We start from the raw sequence: 15,333 nt of genomic DNA, 5'->3' as shown, positions 1-15,333 counted from the left end.
GAATAGCAACTTTCCGTGAAAAAACCGGGCCCCCCCACAAGACTGTCGAACAGGTAGCGGGGGCACCCGGATGTCGGCAGCACATCACGGCCGATATCCGACCCGGGGGAAGGGAGACGAGTGCGAACCGCGATGTCGGCAGGCGCACTGGCGCTGGTGCTGGGCAGCGGGATCCCGGCGGTCTCGTCGGTGGACACCGCCCGGGCGGACACCGTCACGCAGGTGGACGACTGCGATCACGGAGGGCTGCTGGGCACCGTGACGGGCGGGATCTGCCGGACCGTGGACAAGGTGGTGAGCGGCATCACGGGCGACGCCTCCCCGCTCGCACCCGTGCTGGCCCCGCTCTCGTCCTCGCCCGCCGGTGACGACACCGCCGGCACCACGGCTCGGACGCCCACCGCCGAGAAGACGTCCCCCGTCGGGGAGGAGACACCGGCACCGGCCACCTCGGCCGCCGAAACCCGACCCGCAGCGGGCGAGGAGACCCCCTCGCGCCCTGAGGATCCCACCGGCACCTGCCGGCCCACGGCGGCCTCCCCCAAATGCCCGGACCCGTCGGAGAGTCCCCTCTCTCAGGAGGCGGCCCGGCCCAAGCCGTCGCCGAGCCCCTCGCGCGACCACGGCCACCGGCCCGCGCGGAAGAAACCGGTTCCGGTGCCGACCGGCTGGACGCGACAGCCCTCACGGTCGCCGTATCCGGAGGCCGACACGCCCGCGATCGACGTGGACGCACCGGTGACCTCCGAGCCGTCACCCGTGGTCGACGCCGAGGCACCCCGGGTGGAACTGCTCTGGCCGGCCCCGCTGATGCAGGAGTTGCAGCGGCAGATGTCAAACGAACGGCCGGTGACGCCCAGCCGGTCATCCGACACGGCGGGCACCGTGCTCACCACCGCGGTGCTCATTCTGGCCATCCTCGCGGTCCGCCTGCTGTACAGCAGGCGGAAGGTCAAGGAGTCGATCCCCTTCGAGCCGGTGCCACCGGGCCATCACCGGGTGGCCTAGGTCCTGTCCTGCGGATCTTGCCGTGGCGAGGATCGGTCAGGTGGTGTCTCGCAGGGCGGAGGAGGGAGCCGCAGCGTGCTGCGGTGACCGACGACAACGCGGCGAGGCGCCGCCTGACCGACCGCGGTAGGCAAAAGATCCGCAGGACAGGGCCTAGCCCCCTGCTCTCTGGATCTTTTGCCCACCTCGGTCACGGGCGCCACCTGACCCGCGGGACAGGATCTAGGCTCCGATGGCGTGCACGCCGCCGTCGACATGGACGATCTCACCGGTCGTGGCGGGGAACCAGTCCGACAGCAGGGCGACACACGCCTTGGCCGCCGGAATCGGGTCGTTGATGTCCCAGCCGATCGGGGCCTTGGCGGGCCAGCTGTCCTCGAACTCGCCGAAGCCGGGGATGCTCTTGGCGGCCATGGTCCGGAGCGGACCCGCCGCGACAAGGTTGACCCGGATGCCGTGCTTGCCCAGATCGCGGGCCAGGTAGCGGGAGCAGGACTCCAGGCCGGCCTTGGCCACCCCCATCCAGTCGTACACCGGCCAGGCCTTGGTGGCGTCGAAGTCGAGGCCGACGATCGCGCCGCCCTCCTTCATGAGCGGGAGCGCGGCCACCGCGAGCGACTTGAACGAGTAGGTGGAGACCTGGACGGCGGTCGCCACGTCCTCCCACGAGGTGTTCAGGAAGTTGCCGCCCAGGGCGGTCTGGGGGGCGAACCCGATGGCGTGCACCACGCCGTCCAGGCCACCGAGGTGTTCGCCGACCCGGTCGGCCAGGGAGTCGAGGTGCTCGGTGCTGGTGACGTCGAGTTCCAGCACCGGCGGCGGCTCCGGCAGGCGCTTGGCGATGCGCTCGACCAGGCTGAGCCGGCCGAAACCGGTGAGCACGATCTGGGCACCCTCCTGCTGGGCCAGTTTGGCCACCGAGAAGGCGATGGAGGAGTCGGTGAGCACCCCGGTGACGAGAAGCCGCTTGCCTTCGAGAATTCCCACGTCAGTGCCCCATTCCAAGGCCGCCGTCAACGGGGATGACAGCCCCCGTGATGTAGGCGGCGTCCTCGCCGGCCAGGAATCTGACCACGCGTGCGATCTCCTCAGGGCTGGCATAGCGGCCCAGGGGGATGTTCTTCCTGATCTGCTCTTGGTACGACTCGTCGAGCTCGGCCGTCATGTCGGTCTCCACGAAACCGGGGGCGACCACGTTGACCGTGATGTTGCGCGAGCCCAGCTCCCTGGCCGCCGACCGGGCGAAACCGATCATCCCGGCCTTGGAGGCGGCGTAGTTGCTCTGCCCCGCGGAGCCGAGCATGGCCACCACCGAGGAGATCAGCACGATCCGCCCGCGCTTGAGCCGCAGCATGCCGCGGGTGGCGCGCTTGGCGACCCGGTAGGCGCCGGTCAGGTTGGCGTCGATGACATCGGTGAAGGTCTCCTCCTTCATCATCGGCAGCAGCGTGTCCTTGGCGATGCCCGCGTTGGCGACGAGCACCTCGACCGGGCCGTACTCGGCCTCGACCTTCGCGAACGCGGCGTCCACGTCGGCCGTGCTGGTCACGTCGCAGCGCACGCCGAACAGCCCCTCGGGGGGCTGTCCGGAACGGTAGGTCACGGCGACGGCGTCGCCGGCCTGGGCGAGTTCGCGGGCGATCGCGAGGCCGATGCCGCGATTGCCGCCGGTTACGAGAACAGATCGAGCCATGCTCAGACGGTATCGGCTACTTGGGGGTAACCCTCTTGTCCGGGAAGGACAAGATCACGGGGTTAGGATCGTTGACATGCGCCAGATCGACTCCGACTTTCTCGCCCTGCCGCTGCGGCGGCTGGCGGACGCGGCCCTGCAACGCGCCCGGGACCTGGGCGCCGAGCACGCCGACTTCCGGCTGGAACGCATCCGCGGAGAGACCGTACGCCTGTCCGACGCCGCACTTGAGGGCTCCATCGACGCCGACACCCTCGGCTATGCCGTGCGGGTCGTCAAGAACGGCACCTGGGGCTTCGCCGGAGGCATCGAGCTCACCCCCGAGGCGGCCGTCCGCGTCGCCGAACAGGCGGTGGAGGTGGCGCTCGTCTCGGCGGCGATCAACCGCGAGCCCGTCGAGCTGGCGCCCGAGCCGGTTCACTCCGACGTCACCTGGGTCTCCTCCTACGAACTCGACCCATTCGAGGTGCCGATGCGCGACAAGGCGGAATTGCTCGCCGACTGGTCGCGCGGCCTGCTGACAGATCCCAGGGTGGACCACGTCCAGGCGTCGCTGATGCAGGTCAAGGAGCAGAAGTTCTACGCCGACACGGCGGGGACCTCCACCACGCAGCAGCGGGTGCGCGTCCACCCCCAGCTGGAGGCGATGAGGGTGCTGGACGGCCGCTTCGACTCGATGCGGACGCTCGCCCCGCCCGCGGGCCGGGGGCACGAGTACCTCACCGGCACCGGCTGGGACTTCCCCGGCGAGCTGGCGCGCGTTCCCGAACTCCTCGAAGAGAAGCTCAAGGCCCCCTCCGTCGAGGCCGGCCCCTACGACCTGGTGATCGACCCGTCGAACCTGTGGCTGACGATCCACGAGTCGGTCGGGCACGCCACCGAACTCGACCGCGCCCTCGGCTACGAGGCGGCGTACGCCGGGACGAGCTTCGCCACCTTCGACCAGCTCGGCAAGCTGGTGTACGGCTCGCAGGTGATGAACGTGGTCGGCGACCGCACCGTCGAGCACGGCCTGGCCACGATCGGCTACGACGACGAGGGCGTGGCGACCAGGGAGTTCGACATCGTCTCCGGCGGCGTACTGGTCGGCTACCAGCTCGACCGGCGGATGGCGCTGCTGAAGGGCCTGGGCGCTTCCAACGGCTGCGCCTTCGCCGACTCCCCCGGCAACACCCCGATCCAGCGCATGGCGAACGTGTCGCTGCGACCGGCGCCCGACGGTCCCACCACCGAGGAGCTGATCTCCGGCGTCGACCGGGGCATCTACGTGGTGGGCGACAAGAGCTGGTCCATCGACATGCAGCGTTACAATTTCCAGTTCACCGGCCAGCGGTTTTATCTGATCAAGAACGGCAGGCTCGCCGGGCAGTTGCGCGACGTCGCCTACCAGGCCACGACCACCGACTTCTGGCGGTCGATGGCGGCGGTCGGCGGGCCGCAGACGTACGTGCTCGGCGGGGCGTTCAACTGCGGCAAGGGGCAACCTGGCCAGGTCGCCCCGGTCAGCCACGGCTGCCCGTCGGCGCTCTTCCGCGGCGTGCGCGTCCTCAACACCGCCCAGGAGAGTGGCAGTTGAGCGCGTACGGCGAGCGGGCGGACGAAGGCGGCGGCCGGGCGAGCCGGCAGGAGAGGAGCGGGATGAGCCCCCAGGAGATGATCGAGAAGGCTCTTGAGCTCTCCACGGCCGACGAGGTCGTTGTGATCGTGGACGAGGGGTCGAGCGCCAACCTGCGTTTCGCGGGCAACACCCTCACCACCAACGGTGTGTCCCGCTCCGCGCAGCTCACCGTGATCTCGATCGTGGGGCGGGGGGTGGGCGTGGTGTCACGGGCGGCGGTCCGCCCCGACCAGCTCGACGACGTCGTGGCGGCCGCCGACCACGCCGCGGAGGACGCCCAGCCGTCCGAGGACGCCCGGCCGCTGCTGGAGGGCACCCGCGCCGACGGCTGGGACGACCCGGCCGAGCCGACCTCGATAGGGGTGTTCGGCGCCTTCGCCCCCGCCCTGGGCGAGGCCTTCACCGCGGCCGAGGCGAGCGGGCGCAGGCTGTACGGGTTCGCCGAGCACACGGTCACGACGACCTTCGTGGGCACCTCCACGGGCACCAGGCTGCGGCACACCCAGCCCACCGGCCGCCTGGAGCTCAACGCCAAGTCCTTGGACATGAAGCGCTCGGCATGGACGGGCGTGTCCACCCGCGACTTCTCCGACGTCGACGTGGCGGCTCTGGACGCCACCCTGGCCCGGCGGCTCGAGTGGGCGAAGAACCGTGTCGACCTGCCCGCGGGCCGGTACGAGACGCTGCTGCCGCCGACGGCCGTGGCCGATCTGATGATCTACCTGTACTGGACGGCCGGGGCCCGCGACGCCCTGGAGGGACGCACCGTCTTCTCCAGACCCGGCGGCGGCACCCGCGTCGGCGAGGTCCTCTCCGAGTCGCCGATCCGCCTGTACGGTGACCCCGCCGAGCCGGGCATCGAGTGCCCGCCGTTCCTGGTGGCGCACGCCTCCAGCCGGGAGAGCTCGGTGTTCGACAACGGGCTGCCGCTGGCGGCCACCGACTGGATCTCCGACGGCAGACTGGCCAACCTGCTGCAGACCCGGCACTCCGCCGAACTGACCGGCCTGCCGGTGACCCCGGCCATCGACAACCTGATCATGCGAGGCCCCGGGGGCGGCCGGTCGCTGGAGGAGATGATCGCCTCCACCGAGCGCGGCCTGCTGCTCACCTGCCTGTGGTACATCCGCGAGGTCGACCCGCAGACGCTGCTGCTGACCGGCCTGACCCGCGACGGCGTCTACCTGGTGGAGAACGGCGAGGTCGTGGGCGAGGTGAACAACTTCCGCTTCAACGAGAGCCCGGTGGACCTGCTCCGCCGCCTCACCGAGGTCGGCGCCTCCGAGCAGACCCTGCCGCGCGAGTGGAGCGACTACTTCAACCGCGCGATCATGCCGGCGATCCGGGTGCCCGATTTCAACATGTCGACGGTCAGCCAGGCCAGCTAGGCCCTGCCTGGCAGACCGTGCCGCGGCGAGGAGGGGGCCTCCACCGGGGGCCCGCCACGGGCGGGCTCAGTCGTCCTCCAGCCGGAATCCGACCTTCATCCCGACCTGGAAGTGCCCGACCTCCCCCTCCTCGATGTGCCCTCTGATCTCGGTCACCTCGAACCAGTCGAGGTGACGCAGGGTCCGGGAGGCGCGGCGGACCCCGTTGCGCACGGCCGCCTCGATGCTCTCCCCCGAAGTGCCGACTATCTCGGTCACCCGGTACGTTCGATCTGTCATCTCATGCTTCTTCCCGGAAAGCGATGATTACATGACCGTTCGCCACCAGCCGATATGAGGCCTAGATTGGGAATCGTGAAGGGATGGCACAAGCGCCCGGTGGTTCATCAGGTGACGGATGCCCAGCCCTCCCTGAGTGCCGACATCGGCAAGCGCGAGAAGAGCTACTTCATCAAGATGGGGATCCGGCTGATCTGCCTGATCCTCGCCTTCACCGTGCCCGCTCCGCTACCCGTCCGACTACTGCTCTTCGCCGGTGCGATCTTTTTACCATACATTGCCGTGATCGGGGCCAACGCGCCGCCACGTGGGGTGACGGGAGCCCCTGACGTGGAAGATTCCGGACAGAGCGAGATTCCACGCCACCGACGCGAGATCGGGTCGTGACTAAGTCTTGACGCACTCTAAGGGTTGTAGGTGTACGCTTTAGCCAAGTGCCCTGGTCCCCCGTCGGGGCACTGGTGCCGGCGTTCCGGGCCCCCGTCGGAACGCCGATGAAGCGACGCCGGGTGGTTTGCCCCCGTAACCACCCGGCGTCGCCCTTTTCTTATGGCTTTTACTTGTTCTCGCCTTTTCTCTGATGTTATTTCTCACCCTGTGTATCGGTTGTCTGCTCCCAGTTACGCGCCAGTGCGGTCAGCCTTTCCACGACATCCGGCGGCGCCGTGCCCGCCCCCAGCGCCACGCCGAGCAGATAGGCCGTCAGCGGCGCGGCCGGCCGGGCCACCCCGTGCGCGACCTCCTTTGTCAGGTCGAGCACCTCGTCACGATCGACTGTCGCGGGATCGATGCCCAACTCCCGGCAGACCAGCGCGGTCCACTCCGTCAGCACGTTCAACTCTCACTCCTTCTCAGCGGTAGCGCCCGCCTGGGCCCGCGCCCGCTGTAGATCGTCCATGGTGTCGCAATCGAACCACGGCCGCCCGGCGAGATGAAGCGTGACCGGGTCGAGCGGGGCCAGCAGCCCGTGCAGCGACCGTCCCTCGTAGCGGGCGAGCGCCCGCGTCAGACTCGTCGTATGCCAGACCCCGGCGAGCCACTGCTCGCGGCCACCGTCGTCGACGAGCACCGCTCCCGCCCGTGCCCCCTCCGCGTACGCCACCGTCCCCGCGCCTGCCGCGTCCAGTAGCGCGGACACGTGCTCGGCGGTCAGGAACGGAAGGTCGGCGGCGAGCAGCACCACCCACGGCGCGGTCACCTCGGCCAGCCCCGCCCGCAGCGCCGGAACGGGGCCGCCTCCGGGTGGATCCTCACGGCGGAAGATCGCGCCTGGCAGCCCGGGGCGGGGCGGCCCGACAATGACCAGCCTGCCGGCGCCGGGCACAGCGGCGGCCACCGACTCGACCAGCGGGCGGCCCGAGACGTGCAGGGCGGGCTTGTCCCGGCCGCCGAGCCGTCTCGCGAGACCGCCCGCCAGGACGCAGGCGTCGTGGCGGGCGGTCATCCGCCGATGGCGGACATCGGGCGGGACGGCTGCAGGAAGGCCGGGTCGTCGATGCCGTGACCGGCCTTCTTGATCCGGACCGCGGACCGCCAGCGCTCGACGATCTCGTCGTCGCTCGCCCCCGAGCGCATCGCGCTCCTCAGGTCGGACTCGTCGGTGGCGAACAGGCAGTTGCGGATCTGGCCGTCGGCGGTGAGCCGCACCCGATCGCACGCACCGCAGAACGGGCGGGTGACCGAGCCGATGACGCCGACCTTGGCCGGGCCGCCCTCGACGAGGAACAGTTCCGCAGGAGCGCTACCGCGTTCCACCGGGTCGGCGTCGGTCAGGTCGAAGGCGTCCTGGAGCCGGGCGAGGATCTCGTCGGCCGTGATCATGTTCTCCCGGCGCCAGCCGTGCTGGGCGTCCAGCGGCATCTGCTCGATGAACCGCAGCTCATACCCCCGTTCCAGGCAGTAGCGCAGCAGCGGTACGGCCTCGTGGTCGTTGATCCCGCGCATCAGCACGGTGTTGACCTTGACGGGACGCAGGCCGGAGGCGTGGGCCGCCTCCAGGCCCTCAAGAACGTCGGCCAGCCGGTCACGGTGGGCGAGCTTCTTGAAGGTCTCGCGGTCGAGGGTGTCGAGGGAGACGTTGACCCGGTGCAGGCCGGCGGCGGCCAGGGCGGCGGCCATCCGGCTCAGCCCGATCCCGTTGGTGGTCAGCGAGACCTGCGGGGTGGGGCCGAGCGCGGTGGTGCGGGTCACGATGTCGACCAGTTCGCGGCGGAGCAGGGGCTCGCCCCCGGTGTAGCGGACCTCGGTGATGCCCAGCCGCTCCACCCCGATGGTGACCAACCGGACGATCTCGTCGACGGTCAGCAGTTCGGGTTTGGGCAACCATTCCAGGCCCTCGGGCGGCATGCAGTAGGAACAGCGCAGGTTACAGCGGTCCGTGAGGGACACCCGCAGATCGGTCGCCACACGACCGAACAAATCCTGCAACACGGGGCGCCACCTCCCAGTCGGTCATCTATTAAGCAGGGGGCCAGCCTATGGCCGGCCCCCCACTTGACCCTAAACGAGCTTCAACCACTTCAACATCATCACGAGATGGTTGATTCCTTGGGAGATCACCAGATCTGCCTGGATGATCCGGTCCCTGAGATCCCCGCGTCCTCACGTCCCTCGGAACGGCCCCGCACGCCCTGGTCGCAGACCGATCGCTCAGCCCTTGACGCAGACCAGCCGCCGCAGGTGCGCGATCACCTCGACCAGGTCGGTCCGCGCGGCCATGACCGGCTGGATGTCCTTGTACGCGCCGGGGATCTCGTCGATCACCCCGGTGTCCTTGTGGCACTCGACGCCGGCGGTCTGCGCCTTGAAGTCCTCCAGGGTGAAGGTCTTCTTCGCCTTCTTCCGGCGCATCCGCCCGAAAACCAATGGGATATCACGTTGGACATGGGCAAACTGGATCTCGCAACGAAGGAGATCACAATGCCGAACCAGCCCGCACCGAACCTGGTGTCGTGGGCCAGCGAGATCGACGAGGGTACGATCACGCAGGCCGCACGCGCCGCCCGCCTGCCGATCGTCTCCGGACACGTCGCTCTCATGCCCGACGCGCACATCGGTATCGGCGCGACGGTCGGATCGGTGATCCCCACCGAAGGGGCCATCATCCCGGCCGCCGTCGGCGTCGACATCGGCTGTGGCATGGTCGCGACCGAGACGACGCTCACCGCCGCCGACCTCCCGGACACCCTTGAGGCCCTGATGCCGCTGGTGGAGAAGCGGATCCCCGCCGGCGTCGGCAAGGGCCACGACGACCCGTCCATGGACCGCGCGCTGAGCGACCTCGGCCGTCCGCACACCGACCTGACTTCTCATCAGGAGAAGAAGGTGTCCCTGCAGTTCGGCACCCTCGGATCCGGCAACCACTTCGTCGAGGTCTGCCTCGACGAGCGTGACCGGGTCTGGACGGTGCTGCACTCGGGCTCGCGCGGCATCGGCAACCTGCTCGCGACCAAGCACATCGTCGACGCCAAGAAGGCGATGAAGAAGCAGGCGATCGGCCTGGAGGACCCGGACCTGGCCTACCTGGTGCAGAACACGCCGGAGTTCACCGCCTACATCGAGGACATGCTGTGGTCGCAGCACTACGCCATGGCCTCGCGTGCCCGGATGGACAAGGTGCTGAGCAACGCCCTGTTCCAGGTCGTCGGTAAGGGGCAGCGGCTCCGGACGATCAATTGCCATCACAACTTCACGCAACAGGAGACGCACGACGGCAAGGACCTGTGGATCACCCGTAAGGGAGCCATCAAGGCCGACACCGGCGACGAGGGCGTGATCCCAGGCTCGATGGGGACGCGCTCGTACATCGTGCGCGGGCTCGGTAACCCGATGTCGTACAACTCCTGCTCCCATGGAGCCGGCCGCAGGATGTCGCGCACCCGGGCGAAGCGTGAGCTGACGGCCGCGTCCCTGACCGAGGCGATGCGCGGCCGCACCTGGAACGCGAACCGCGCCGCCGCTCTGGTGGACGAGCACCCGCAGGCGTACAAGTCGATCGACCAGGTGATGGCAGACCAGAAGGACCTGGTCGCGATCCAGCACACGCTGCGTCAGGTGTTCAATTACAAGGGCTGAACCTGCACCTTCTGCGCCCCGTCGCCAATCACAGGTGGCGGGGCGCTGCCCCGTACAGCCGGCTTTCCCGTTGAGCTACAACTGACGCAGCACCCGCATGGCGTCCATCTCGATACGCGAAAGATCGTGGAGGATGACGCCGGCCTGCTCGAGGTACCCCGCGTCGCCGCTCTCTCCGGCCTTCGCGATCAAGGTGGACACGTCCGTCCACAGGACGGCGGCATCGGCGTACAGCCTGTGACCGGCGCGGAGGTTGTTGTTGTCGATCAGCCGGGTGCACTCGTCGAGGAAGTCGCGATAGAGGGCGCGAAACAGGGCACCGCCGGTGCCGCCCTTCTCCATGAGGAGGGCGGCCTGCGGCAGGTCCCGCTGCGGCTCGCCGGCGCGTAGCAGCCATCTGGGCACCTGTTTGCCGGCCTTCTCGATGCCGCGGTGGCCCAGGTTCGCGATGGGAGCGGCGAGGAAGGCGTCGGCGCAGTCTTTGATGGCGGGGATGATCTGGTCCTGCCAGGAAGGCGGGTGAGCCGGCAGGGTGATGGTGAAGGATCGGTTCCTGGCGGTCATCGGGCCGCGTTCGGCCCGCGCCATGGCGAGGCCGGCCCGGCTGGTGCGCACCGCTCCTCCCTGCTGGTCGGTGTCCACAAGGTGGACGTCGTGCTCGTCGTAGCCGTACATGGCGACGACATGACCGCCGAAGTGCACCTTGGAGCGGAAATAGTCCAGGTGGTAGCAGTCGAGCTGGAGGCCGACCGGCCGACCGGCGTCGATGGGGGCGGCCACGTTCTCCCACGCCTTGCGCGGTGAGGTGGTCTCCTCGGCCGTTAACGTCAGCCTCAGCCTGGCGGCCAGGTTCCTGGTGAGGTCGAAAGGCTTGACGCGGCCTCCGAGAAAGGGGAACGCCATGCCCTTGCTGTCCCAGTAGATGAAGGACAGGCCCGAGCCCAGCCCGAACAACATGGGCTCGGACAGATCAAGTCCCTCATGCCGCAACAGCACCCCCAGCGCCGTCGTCTCGCAGTGGTGCATGCCACGGGCCTCGATGTCCTTCACGATGGTCATGCGTCGCTCTCCTCATGCTGACGCGGCGAACGGTCACACCGTCCCCTTCATGATCAACCACTGGGAGTAGCATGAGGCCTCCCACAGTGGGAGAGTCCAGCCGGGACCCGTGATGCACGTCCGGCATCACCGCGACCCCCTGCACCCACGGCAGGTGTGGTCGCCGACGAGAAGTCCCCGGCCGAGGTGGCAAGGTGAGATCTCTTCCGAAGCCTTTCCGGCGGCATGTCGAGAACGCACCCGCGGCGCCGACTGCACTGTGCACACCGACCACGATTCTCAAGGAGATCCGAACGTGGAAGCCATGAAGACGGATGCCCTGAAGGTGCCGGGCGCGACCCTGCACTACGAGATCCGCGGCACGGGCCCCGTCCTGCTGCTGATCTGCGGCGGGGTCTACGACGCCGCCGGATACGCGGCCCTGGCCGGGCAGCTCGCCGACCGGTACACGGTGGTGAGCTATGACCGGCGCGGCAACTCGCGCAGCCCCCTGGACGGGCCGCCGGAGCAGCAGAGCATCGAGGTGCACGGCGACGACGCGCACCGGGTGCTGGCGGCGGTGGGCGTCACGGCGGACGAGCCCGCCTACGTGTTCGGCAACAGCTCCGGCGCGATGATCGGCCTGGAGCTGGCCGCCCGCCACCCCGGGCAGGTGCGCGCCCTGGTCGCCCACGAGCCCCCGCTCTTCGAGATGCTGCCCGACCGCGACCACTGGCGCGATGTCATCCGGAACGTGCGGAACACCTTCGCCAAGGAGGGTGCCGAGGCCGCAGGGCAGGTCCTCACCGCCGGATTCGAGATGAGCAGCGAGCCGGCGCGGGACGACGCGGCCGCCGACGAGCAGCAGCGCGTTCCGGGGGGCGGGCAGGGGCCGCAGGGGGAACCCGAGCCGGAGATGCTGGAGATGATGGCGCGCCTGGCGAGGAACATGGAGTTCTTCATCGGCTACGAGGTGCCGCCGTTCGCCACCTACGTCCCCGACGTCGCCGCGCTCCTGGCGTCCTCGGTGCGGGTGGTGGCGGCGGTGGGCGAGGCGTCGGAAGGCGAGCCCCCGTACCGGGGCGCCCTCGCCGTGGCCGAACGGCTGGGAACCGGGCACGTGGTGTTTCCCGGCGACCACGGCGGCTTCGGCGCCCAGCCCGTGGCGTTTGCCGCGAAACTTCACGAGGTGCTTTCGAACTCATAGAACGGCGGCTTGGCCGGAAGTCGCGCAGCCCCTGGCCGCGAGCGCGTTCAGGGGCTGCGCACCGTCCTGGGTCGGCCGGCCCGGACGAGGGACCGGATCTCGGAACCTTCCTGGCGGTCGTGGCACCGTCCCCGCGAACTCCTCCCGCATCGCGCGGGCGCCCCTCGGCGTTCACCGGACCCGGCGCTAGAGGCGGAAGTCCCAGTCGATCAGGCCCGCGCGCAGGTCGTCGGCGAGACCTCGGACATAGTCGAGTTCGGCCTTGAGCACGGCCCGCTGGTACTCGGTCTCCACCAGGAAGAGGCGCGGGAGGAACTTCGCCCCCTCGGTCAGGTCGCGGCCCAACTCCGACAGTCGCGCCTCCAGGGAGATCAGGCGCTCGTCGAGCGCCGCACGGACCTCATCGGGCGGCAGCACGGGCATGAAGGCGAGTGCGGCGGGGAACTCCGGGAACTCGCGGGCCCGCGCGGAGAGCATCGTCCGCATCCACTGCCGCAGCGTGTCACGGCCCGCGTCGGTGGGCTCGTAGACGGTCCGCTCGGGCCGGTTCTCCTCGCGCGAGGTCTCACGGACCGCGATGAGCCCGTCGCGGAGCAGCCTGTCGATGGTCTGGTAGACGCTGTTGCGCTGCGCGACGTTGACGACGTCGTCCTTGTGCCGCTCCTTGATCATCCGCTGCATCTGGTACGCGTGCATCGGCGCCTCACAGACCAGCGAGAGCAGCGCCATGGCCAGGGGGGATCGCCTCGTAGACATGGTGCACATCGTAACGGCCTACCACAGAGTAGTTATTCTATGTATAGTCATCTTATGACTAAAAAAGCCCTGATAGCCGGCGGGGGCATCGCCGGCCCGGTGACAGCGATGGCCCTGCGGCGCGCCGGCATCGACAGCGAGGTCTTCGAGGCGTACGACCAAGGTTCCGATGGCGTGGGCGCCTTCCTCACGCTCGCGGTCAACGGGCTGGAGGCGCTACGCCCCCTCGACCTGCACGATCTCGTCAGCGACCTGGGCATGGACTCCTCGCGGATGCTGATGTTCAACGGGCGCGGCAGGCCACTCGCCTCCGTCTGGCAGCCCAGCCGGACGCTGAAGCGCGCCGACCTCTATCGGGTGCTGCGCGACGAGGCCGTACGGCGCGGCGTGCGGATCCACTACGGCAGGCGCCTCACCGACGCCTCGATCACCGCGGGCGGGGTGCGCGCGGTCTTCGCCGACGGCAGCGCGGCCGAAGGCGAGCTGCTGATCGGCGCCGACGGGCTCCGCTCGCGTACCCGCACGATCATCGACGCCGGGGCGCCTCGCGCCCGGCACGTCGGTCTGCTCAACACCGGCGGTTTCGCGCACGGCGTCAAGGTGCCCGGCGAGCCGGGAACGAGCCACTTCATCTTCGGCAGGAGATGCTTTTTCGGCTACCTGATCCATCCGGACGGAGATGTGTGGTGGTTCGCCAACCCGCCGAGTCCCAGGGAGCCGACTCCGGAGGAACTCGCGGCGATCACCCCGGCGCAGTGGCGCACCAGGCTGACGGAACTGTTCAGCGGCGACACCGGGCCGATGCTCGACATCATCGGCGCGACCGATCACATCATGGCCGGCTGGAACACCTACGACTTCCCGACCGTGCCGAAGTGGTTCAACGAGCGCATGGTGATCCTGGGCGACGCCGCGCACGCGACCTCGCCTTCCTCCGGCCAGGGGGCGTCCATGGCGATCGAGGACGCCGTGGTGCTGGCCAAGTGCCTGCGGGACGTCCCCGGCACCCGCGACGCGTTCGCCACCTTCGAGGCGGTGCGGCGCAAGCGGGTGGAGCGGATCGTGGAGCACGGCAGACGCAACGGGAGCGGCAAGGCACAGGGAGCCGTCGGCGCCTTCTTCCGCGATCTCGCACTACCGATGATCATGCGGCAGGTGGACAGGAGGAACGCGCTGGCCTGGATGTACGACTACCGGATCCCGTGGAACGAGCCGGCCTCCGCGACCTCCGGCTGAGAGGCGCCCGGCCTGCGGGGTCAGGCCGCGGTGATGGCGGTGCCGCGCGCGAGGAGCAGCAGGACGGCGACCGCGGCGACGGCGACCGCCACGGCGAAGGGAACGCGCGGCGAGGTTCGGCCCAGCGCCACCCCGCAGGCGGTGAAGGCTCCGGCCACCGCCAGCGCCGCCCAGCCCCCCGCGCCCGGCGGCCCCGTGGGGCCGAAGACGAGCAGGGCGGTCGCGGCCAGCAGCGGCAGCGGGATCAGGACGCGGACGCGGGCGACACCGAGCCGCTGCGGCCAGCCCAGGACCCCACCGGCGAGGTCCGCGGGGATGTCGGGGAGCACGTTGGCCAGGTGCGCCCCGCAGCCGAGCAGCGCCGCGGCCAGGACCGCCCACCAGGCGGGCCACGGATGTCCCGGCAGGCCCAGGGTGACGAATCCGGGAAGCGAGCCGAAGCCCACCACGTACGGCAGCCAGGAGAGCGCGGTCGCCTTGAGCCCGAGGTCGTAGGCCCAGGCCGCGGTGACGCCGACGAGGTGGACCGCACCTGCCGCCGGCCCCGAGGCCAGGGAGAGCGGCACACAGAGCACCAGGGCCGCGATCGCGGCGACCCACACCGTGCGGACGTTCACCGTACCACCGGCGACGGGCTTGCCGGTGCGGCCCGCGGCGGCGTCCCGCGCCGCGTCCACCGCGTCGTTGCACCAGCCGATCGAGAGTTGCCCGGTCAGCACCGCCGCGGCCACCAGGACGCACCCGGCCGCGTCGCGCCCGCTCAGCGCGGCCAGCGCGGTCACCAGGACGGTGACCGCCGCGCTCGGCCCGGGGTGGCAGGCCAGCAGCAGCCCCCGCGCAACCCTGAGCACCGGCCCTGTCCCCGGGCACATCGGCCGGCTCGTCGTCACTGATCGATCGTAGGCCGAGGCGCCCAGGAAAGCGGGTACCGAACATCCCAAAAAAGCGGACATCGCTCCGAGAAACAGACAGCGTCGCGAGGTGAGATGTCCCGAGGAACGGACAGCGAGGCTGTCGCGACGCATGCCGCAGATCC

General features: G+C 69.7%; 16 protein-coding genes and 1 pseudogene. 7 read left to right on the top strand and 10 right to left on the bottom strand.

Annotated elements, in window-relative coordinates; translation table 11 throughout:
* Positions 1-120 precede the first annotated feature (120 nt).
* Positions 121-1,008 carry a hypothetical protein gene (locus tag ABT061_RS19140; protein ID WP_350919129.1) on the top strand — a complete coding sequence of 296 codons (888 nt, stop codon included), beginning with the start codon at positions 121-123 and terminating at the stop codon, positions 1,006-1,008.
* A gap of 222 nt (positions 1,009-1,230) precedes the next feature.
* On the opposite strand, the gene fabI is transcribed toward ABT061_RS19140, so the two are convergent.
* Positions 1,231-1,995: an enoyl-ACP reductase FabI gene (gene fabI, locus ABT061_RS19135; protein ID WP_343961094.1), complete on the bottom strand. Its 765-nt coding sequence runs from the start codon at positions 1,993-1,995 to the stop codon at positions 1,231-1,233.
* 1 nt (position 1,996) lies between these two features.
* Positions 1,997-2,701, bottom strand: coding sequence for a beta-ketoacyl-ACP reductase (locus ABT061_RS19130; protein WP_350919126.1), 705 nt, complete (start codon positions 2,699-2,701; stop codon positions 1,997-1,999).
* Between the two features lie 76 nt (positions 2,702-2,777).
* Between ABT061_RS19130 and ABT061_RS19125 the strand changes: the two genes are divergently transcribed.
* On the top strand, positions 2,778-4,277 hold the full coding sequence (locus ABT061_RS19125) for a TldD/PmbA family protein (protein WP_350919123.1): 1,500 nt from the start codon (positions 2,778-2,780) through the stop codon (positions 4,275-4,277).
* 62 nt (positions 4,278-4,339) lie between these two features.
* Positions 4,340-5,707 (top strand): metallopeptidase TldD-related protein, encoded by a 1,368-nt coding sequence (locus tag ABT061_RS19120; RefSeq protein ID WP_350919437.1) that lies wholly within the window; start codon positions 4,340-4,342, stop codon positions 5,705-5,707.
* 66 nt (positions 5,708-5,773) lie between these two features.
* Here the strand turns inward: ABT061_RS19120 and ABT061_RS19115 are convergent, their stop codons facing one another.
* Positions 5,774-5,986 carry a dodecin gene (locus ABT061_RS19115; protein WP_030904659.1) on the bottom strand — a complete coding sequence of 71 codons (213 nt, stop codon included), beginning with the start codon at positions 5,984-5,986 and terminating at the stop codon, positions 5,774-5,776.
* 75 nt (positions 5,987-6,061) lie between these two features.
* Here ABT061_RS19115 and ABT061_RS19110 point away from each other — a divergent pair, with 75 nt between their 5' ends.
* Positions 6,062-6,373, top strand: coding sequence for a DUF3099 domain-containing protein (locus ABT061_RS19110; protein WP_350919120.1), 312 nt, complete (start codon positions 6,062-6,064; stop codon positions 6,371-6,373).
* A gap of 196 nt (positions 6,374-6,569) precedes the next feature.
* Here ABT061_RS19110 and ABT061_RS19105 read toward each other — a convergent pair whose 3' ends face one another.
* The 4 genes and pseudogenes from ABT061_RS19105 to ABT061_RS19090 form a co-directional block, all read right to left on the bottom strand.
* On the bottom strand, positions 6,570-6,818 hold the full coding sequence (locus ABT061_RS19105; protein WP_350919434.1) for a DUF6457 domain-containing protein: 249 nt from the start codon (positions 6,816-6,818) through the stop codon (positions 6,570-6,572).
* Between the two features lie 9 nt (positions 6,819-6,827).
* Entirely contained in the window at positions 6,828-7,430 is a 603-nt protein-coding gene (gene mobA, locus ABT061_RS19100) for a molybdenum cofactor guanylyltransferase (RefSeq protein WP_350919117.1), read from the bottom strand.
* The gene (gene moaA, locus ABT061_RS19095) at positions 7,427-8,416 is read right to left on the bottom strand and encodes a GTP 3',8-cyclase MoaA (protein ID WP_350919115.1); all 990 of its coding nucleotides are present in this window, start codon (positions 8,414-8,416) and stop codon (positions 7,427-7,429) included. The genes mobA and moaA overlap by 4 nt, the downstream gene beginning before the upstream one ends.
* Positions 8,417-8,635: 219 nt before the next feature.
* Positions 8,636-8,839, bottom strand: a pseudogene (locus tag ABT061_RS19090) (RtcB family protein); the annotation flags it as partial.
* A gap of 66 nt (positions 8,840-8,905) precedes the next feature.
* Here ABT061_RS19090 and ABT061_RS19085 point away from each other — a divergent pair.
* On the top strand, positions 8,906-10,060 hold the full coding sequence (locus ABT061_RS19085) for an RtcB family protein (RefSeq protein ID WP_350919112.1): 1,155 nt from the start codon (positions 8,906-8,908) through the stop codon (positions 10,058-10,060).
* Between the two features lie 75 nt (positions 10,061-10,135).
* Here the strand turns inward: ABT061_RS19085 and ABT061_RS19080 are convergent, their stop codons facing one another.
* Positions 10,136-11,119, bottom strand: coding sequence for a BtrH N-terminal domain-containing protein (locus ABT061_RS19080; RefSeq protein ID WP_350919109.1), 984 nt, complete (start codon positions 11,117-11,119; stop codon positions 10,136-10,138).
* A 304-nt stretch (positions 11,120-11,423) separates the two neighbouring features.
* Here ABT061_RS19080 and ABT061_RS19075 point away from each other — a divergent pair, with 304 nt between their 5' ends.
* A complete protein-coding gene (locus ABT061_RS19075) occupies positions 11,424-12,305 on the top strand; it encodes an alpha/beta fold hydrolase (protein ID WP_350919431.1) in 882 nt (293 codons plus the stop codon).
* 186 nt (positions 12,306-12,491) lie between these two features.
* Here ABT061_RS19075 and ABT061_RS19070 read toward each other — a convergent pair whose 3' ends face one another.
* Entirely contained in the window at positions 12,492-13,061 is a 570-nt protein-coding gene (locus tag ABT061_RS19070; protein WP_350919106.1) for a PadR family transcriptional regulator, read from the bottom strand.
* Between the two features lie 54 nt (positions 13,062-13,115).
* Between ABT061_RS19070 and ABT061_RS19065 the strand changes: the two genes are divergently transcribed.
* Positions 13,116-14,297 (top strand): FAD-dependent oxidoreductase, encoded by a 1,182-nt coding sequence (locus ABT061_RS19065; RefSeq protein WP_350919103.1) that lies wholly within the window; start codon positions 13,116-13,118, stop codon positions 14,295-14,297.
* A 20-nt stretch (positions 14,298-14,317) separates the two neighbouring features.
* Here the strand turns inward: ABT061_RS19065 and ABT061_RS19060 are convergent, their stop codons facing one another.
* A complete protein-coding gene (locus ABT061_RS19060; protein ID WP_350919100.1) occupies positions 14,318-15,148 on the bottom strand; it encodes a UbiA family prenyltransferase in 831 nt (276 codons plus the stop codon).
* Between the last annotated feature and the right edge of the window lie 185 nt (positions 15,149-15,333).

The organism is Streptosporangium sp. NPDC002544, assembly GCF_040295965.1.
Taxonomy (GTDB): Bacteria; Actinomycetota; Actinomycetes; order Streptosporangiales; family Streptosporangiaceae; genus Streptosporangium.
The sequence above is the reverse complement of the archived record's forward strand: the minus strand, read 5'-3'. Positions and strand labels throughout refer to the sequence as shown.

What these genes read in the sequence shown, in the direction of transcription:
- ABT061_RS19130 (WP_350919126.1), bottom strand. Translation starts at nt 2,701, where the DNA reads ATGGCTCGATCTGTTCTCGTAACCGGCGGCAATCGCGGCATCGGCCTC.
- ABT061_RS19125 (WP_350919123.1), top strand. Translation starts at nt 2,778, where the DNA reads ATGCGCCAGATCGACTCCGACTTTCTCGCCCTGCCGCTGCGGCGGCTG.
- ABT061_RS19120 (WP_350919437.1), top strand. Translation starts at nt 4,340, where the DNA reads ATGAGCCCCCAGGAGATGATCGAGAAGGCTCTTGAGCTCTCCACGGCC.
- ABT061_RS19115 (WP_030904659.1), bottom strand. Translation starts at nt 5,986, where the DNA reads ATGACAGATCGAACGTACCGGGTGACCGAGATAGTCGGCACTTCGGGG.
- mobA (WP_350919117.1), bottom strand. Translation starts at nt 7,430, where the DNA reads ATGACCGCCCGCCACGACGCCTGCGTCCTGGCGGGCGGTCTCGCGAGA.
- ABT061_RS19085 (WP_350919112.1), top strand. Translation starts at nt 8,906, where the DNA reads ATGCCGAACCAGCCCGCACCGAACCTGGTGTCGTGGGCCAGCGAGATC.
- ABT061_RS19080 (WP_350919109.1), bottom strand. Translation starts at nt 11,119, where the DNA reads ATGACCATCGTGAAGGACATCGAGGCCCGTGGCATGCACCACTGCGAG.
- ABT061_RS19075 (WP_350919431.1), top strand. Translation starts at nt 11,424, where the DNA reads ATGAAGACGGATGCCCTGAAGGTGCCGGGCGCGACCCTGCACTACGAG.
- ABT061_RS19070 (WP_350919106.1), bottom strand. Translation starts at nt 13,061, where the DNA reads ATGTCTACGAGGCGATCCCCCCTGGCCATGGCGCTGCTCTCGCTGGTC.
- ABT061_RS19065 (WP_350919103.1), top strand. Translation starts at nt 13,116, where the DNA reads ATGACTAAAAAAGCCCTGATAGCCGGCGGGGGCATCGCCGGCCCGGTG.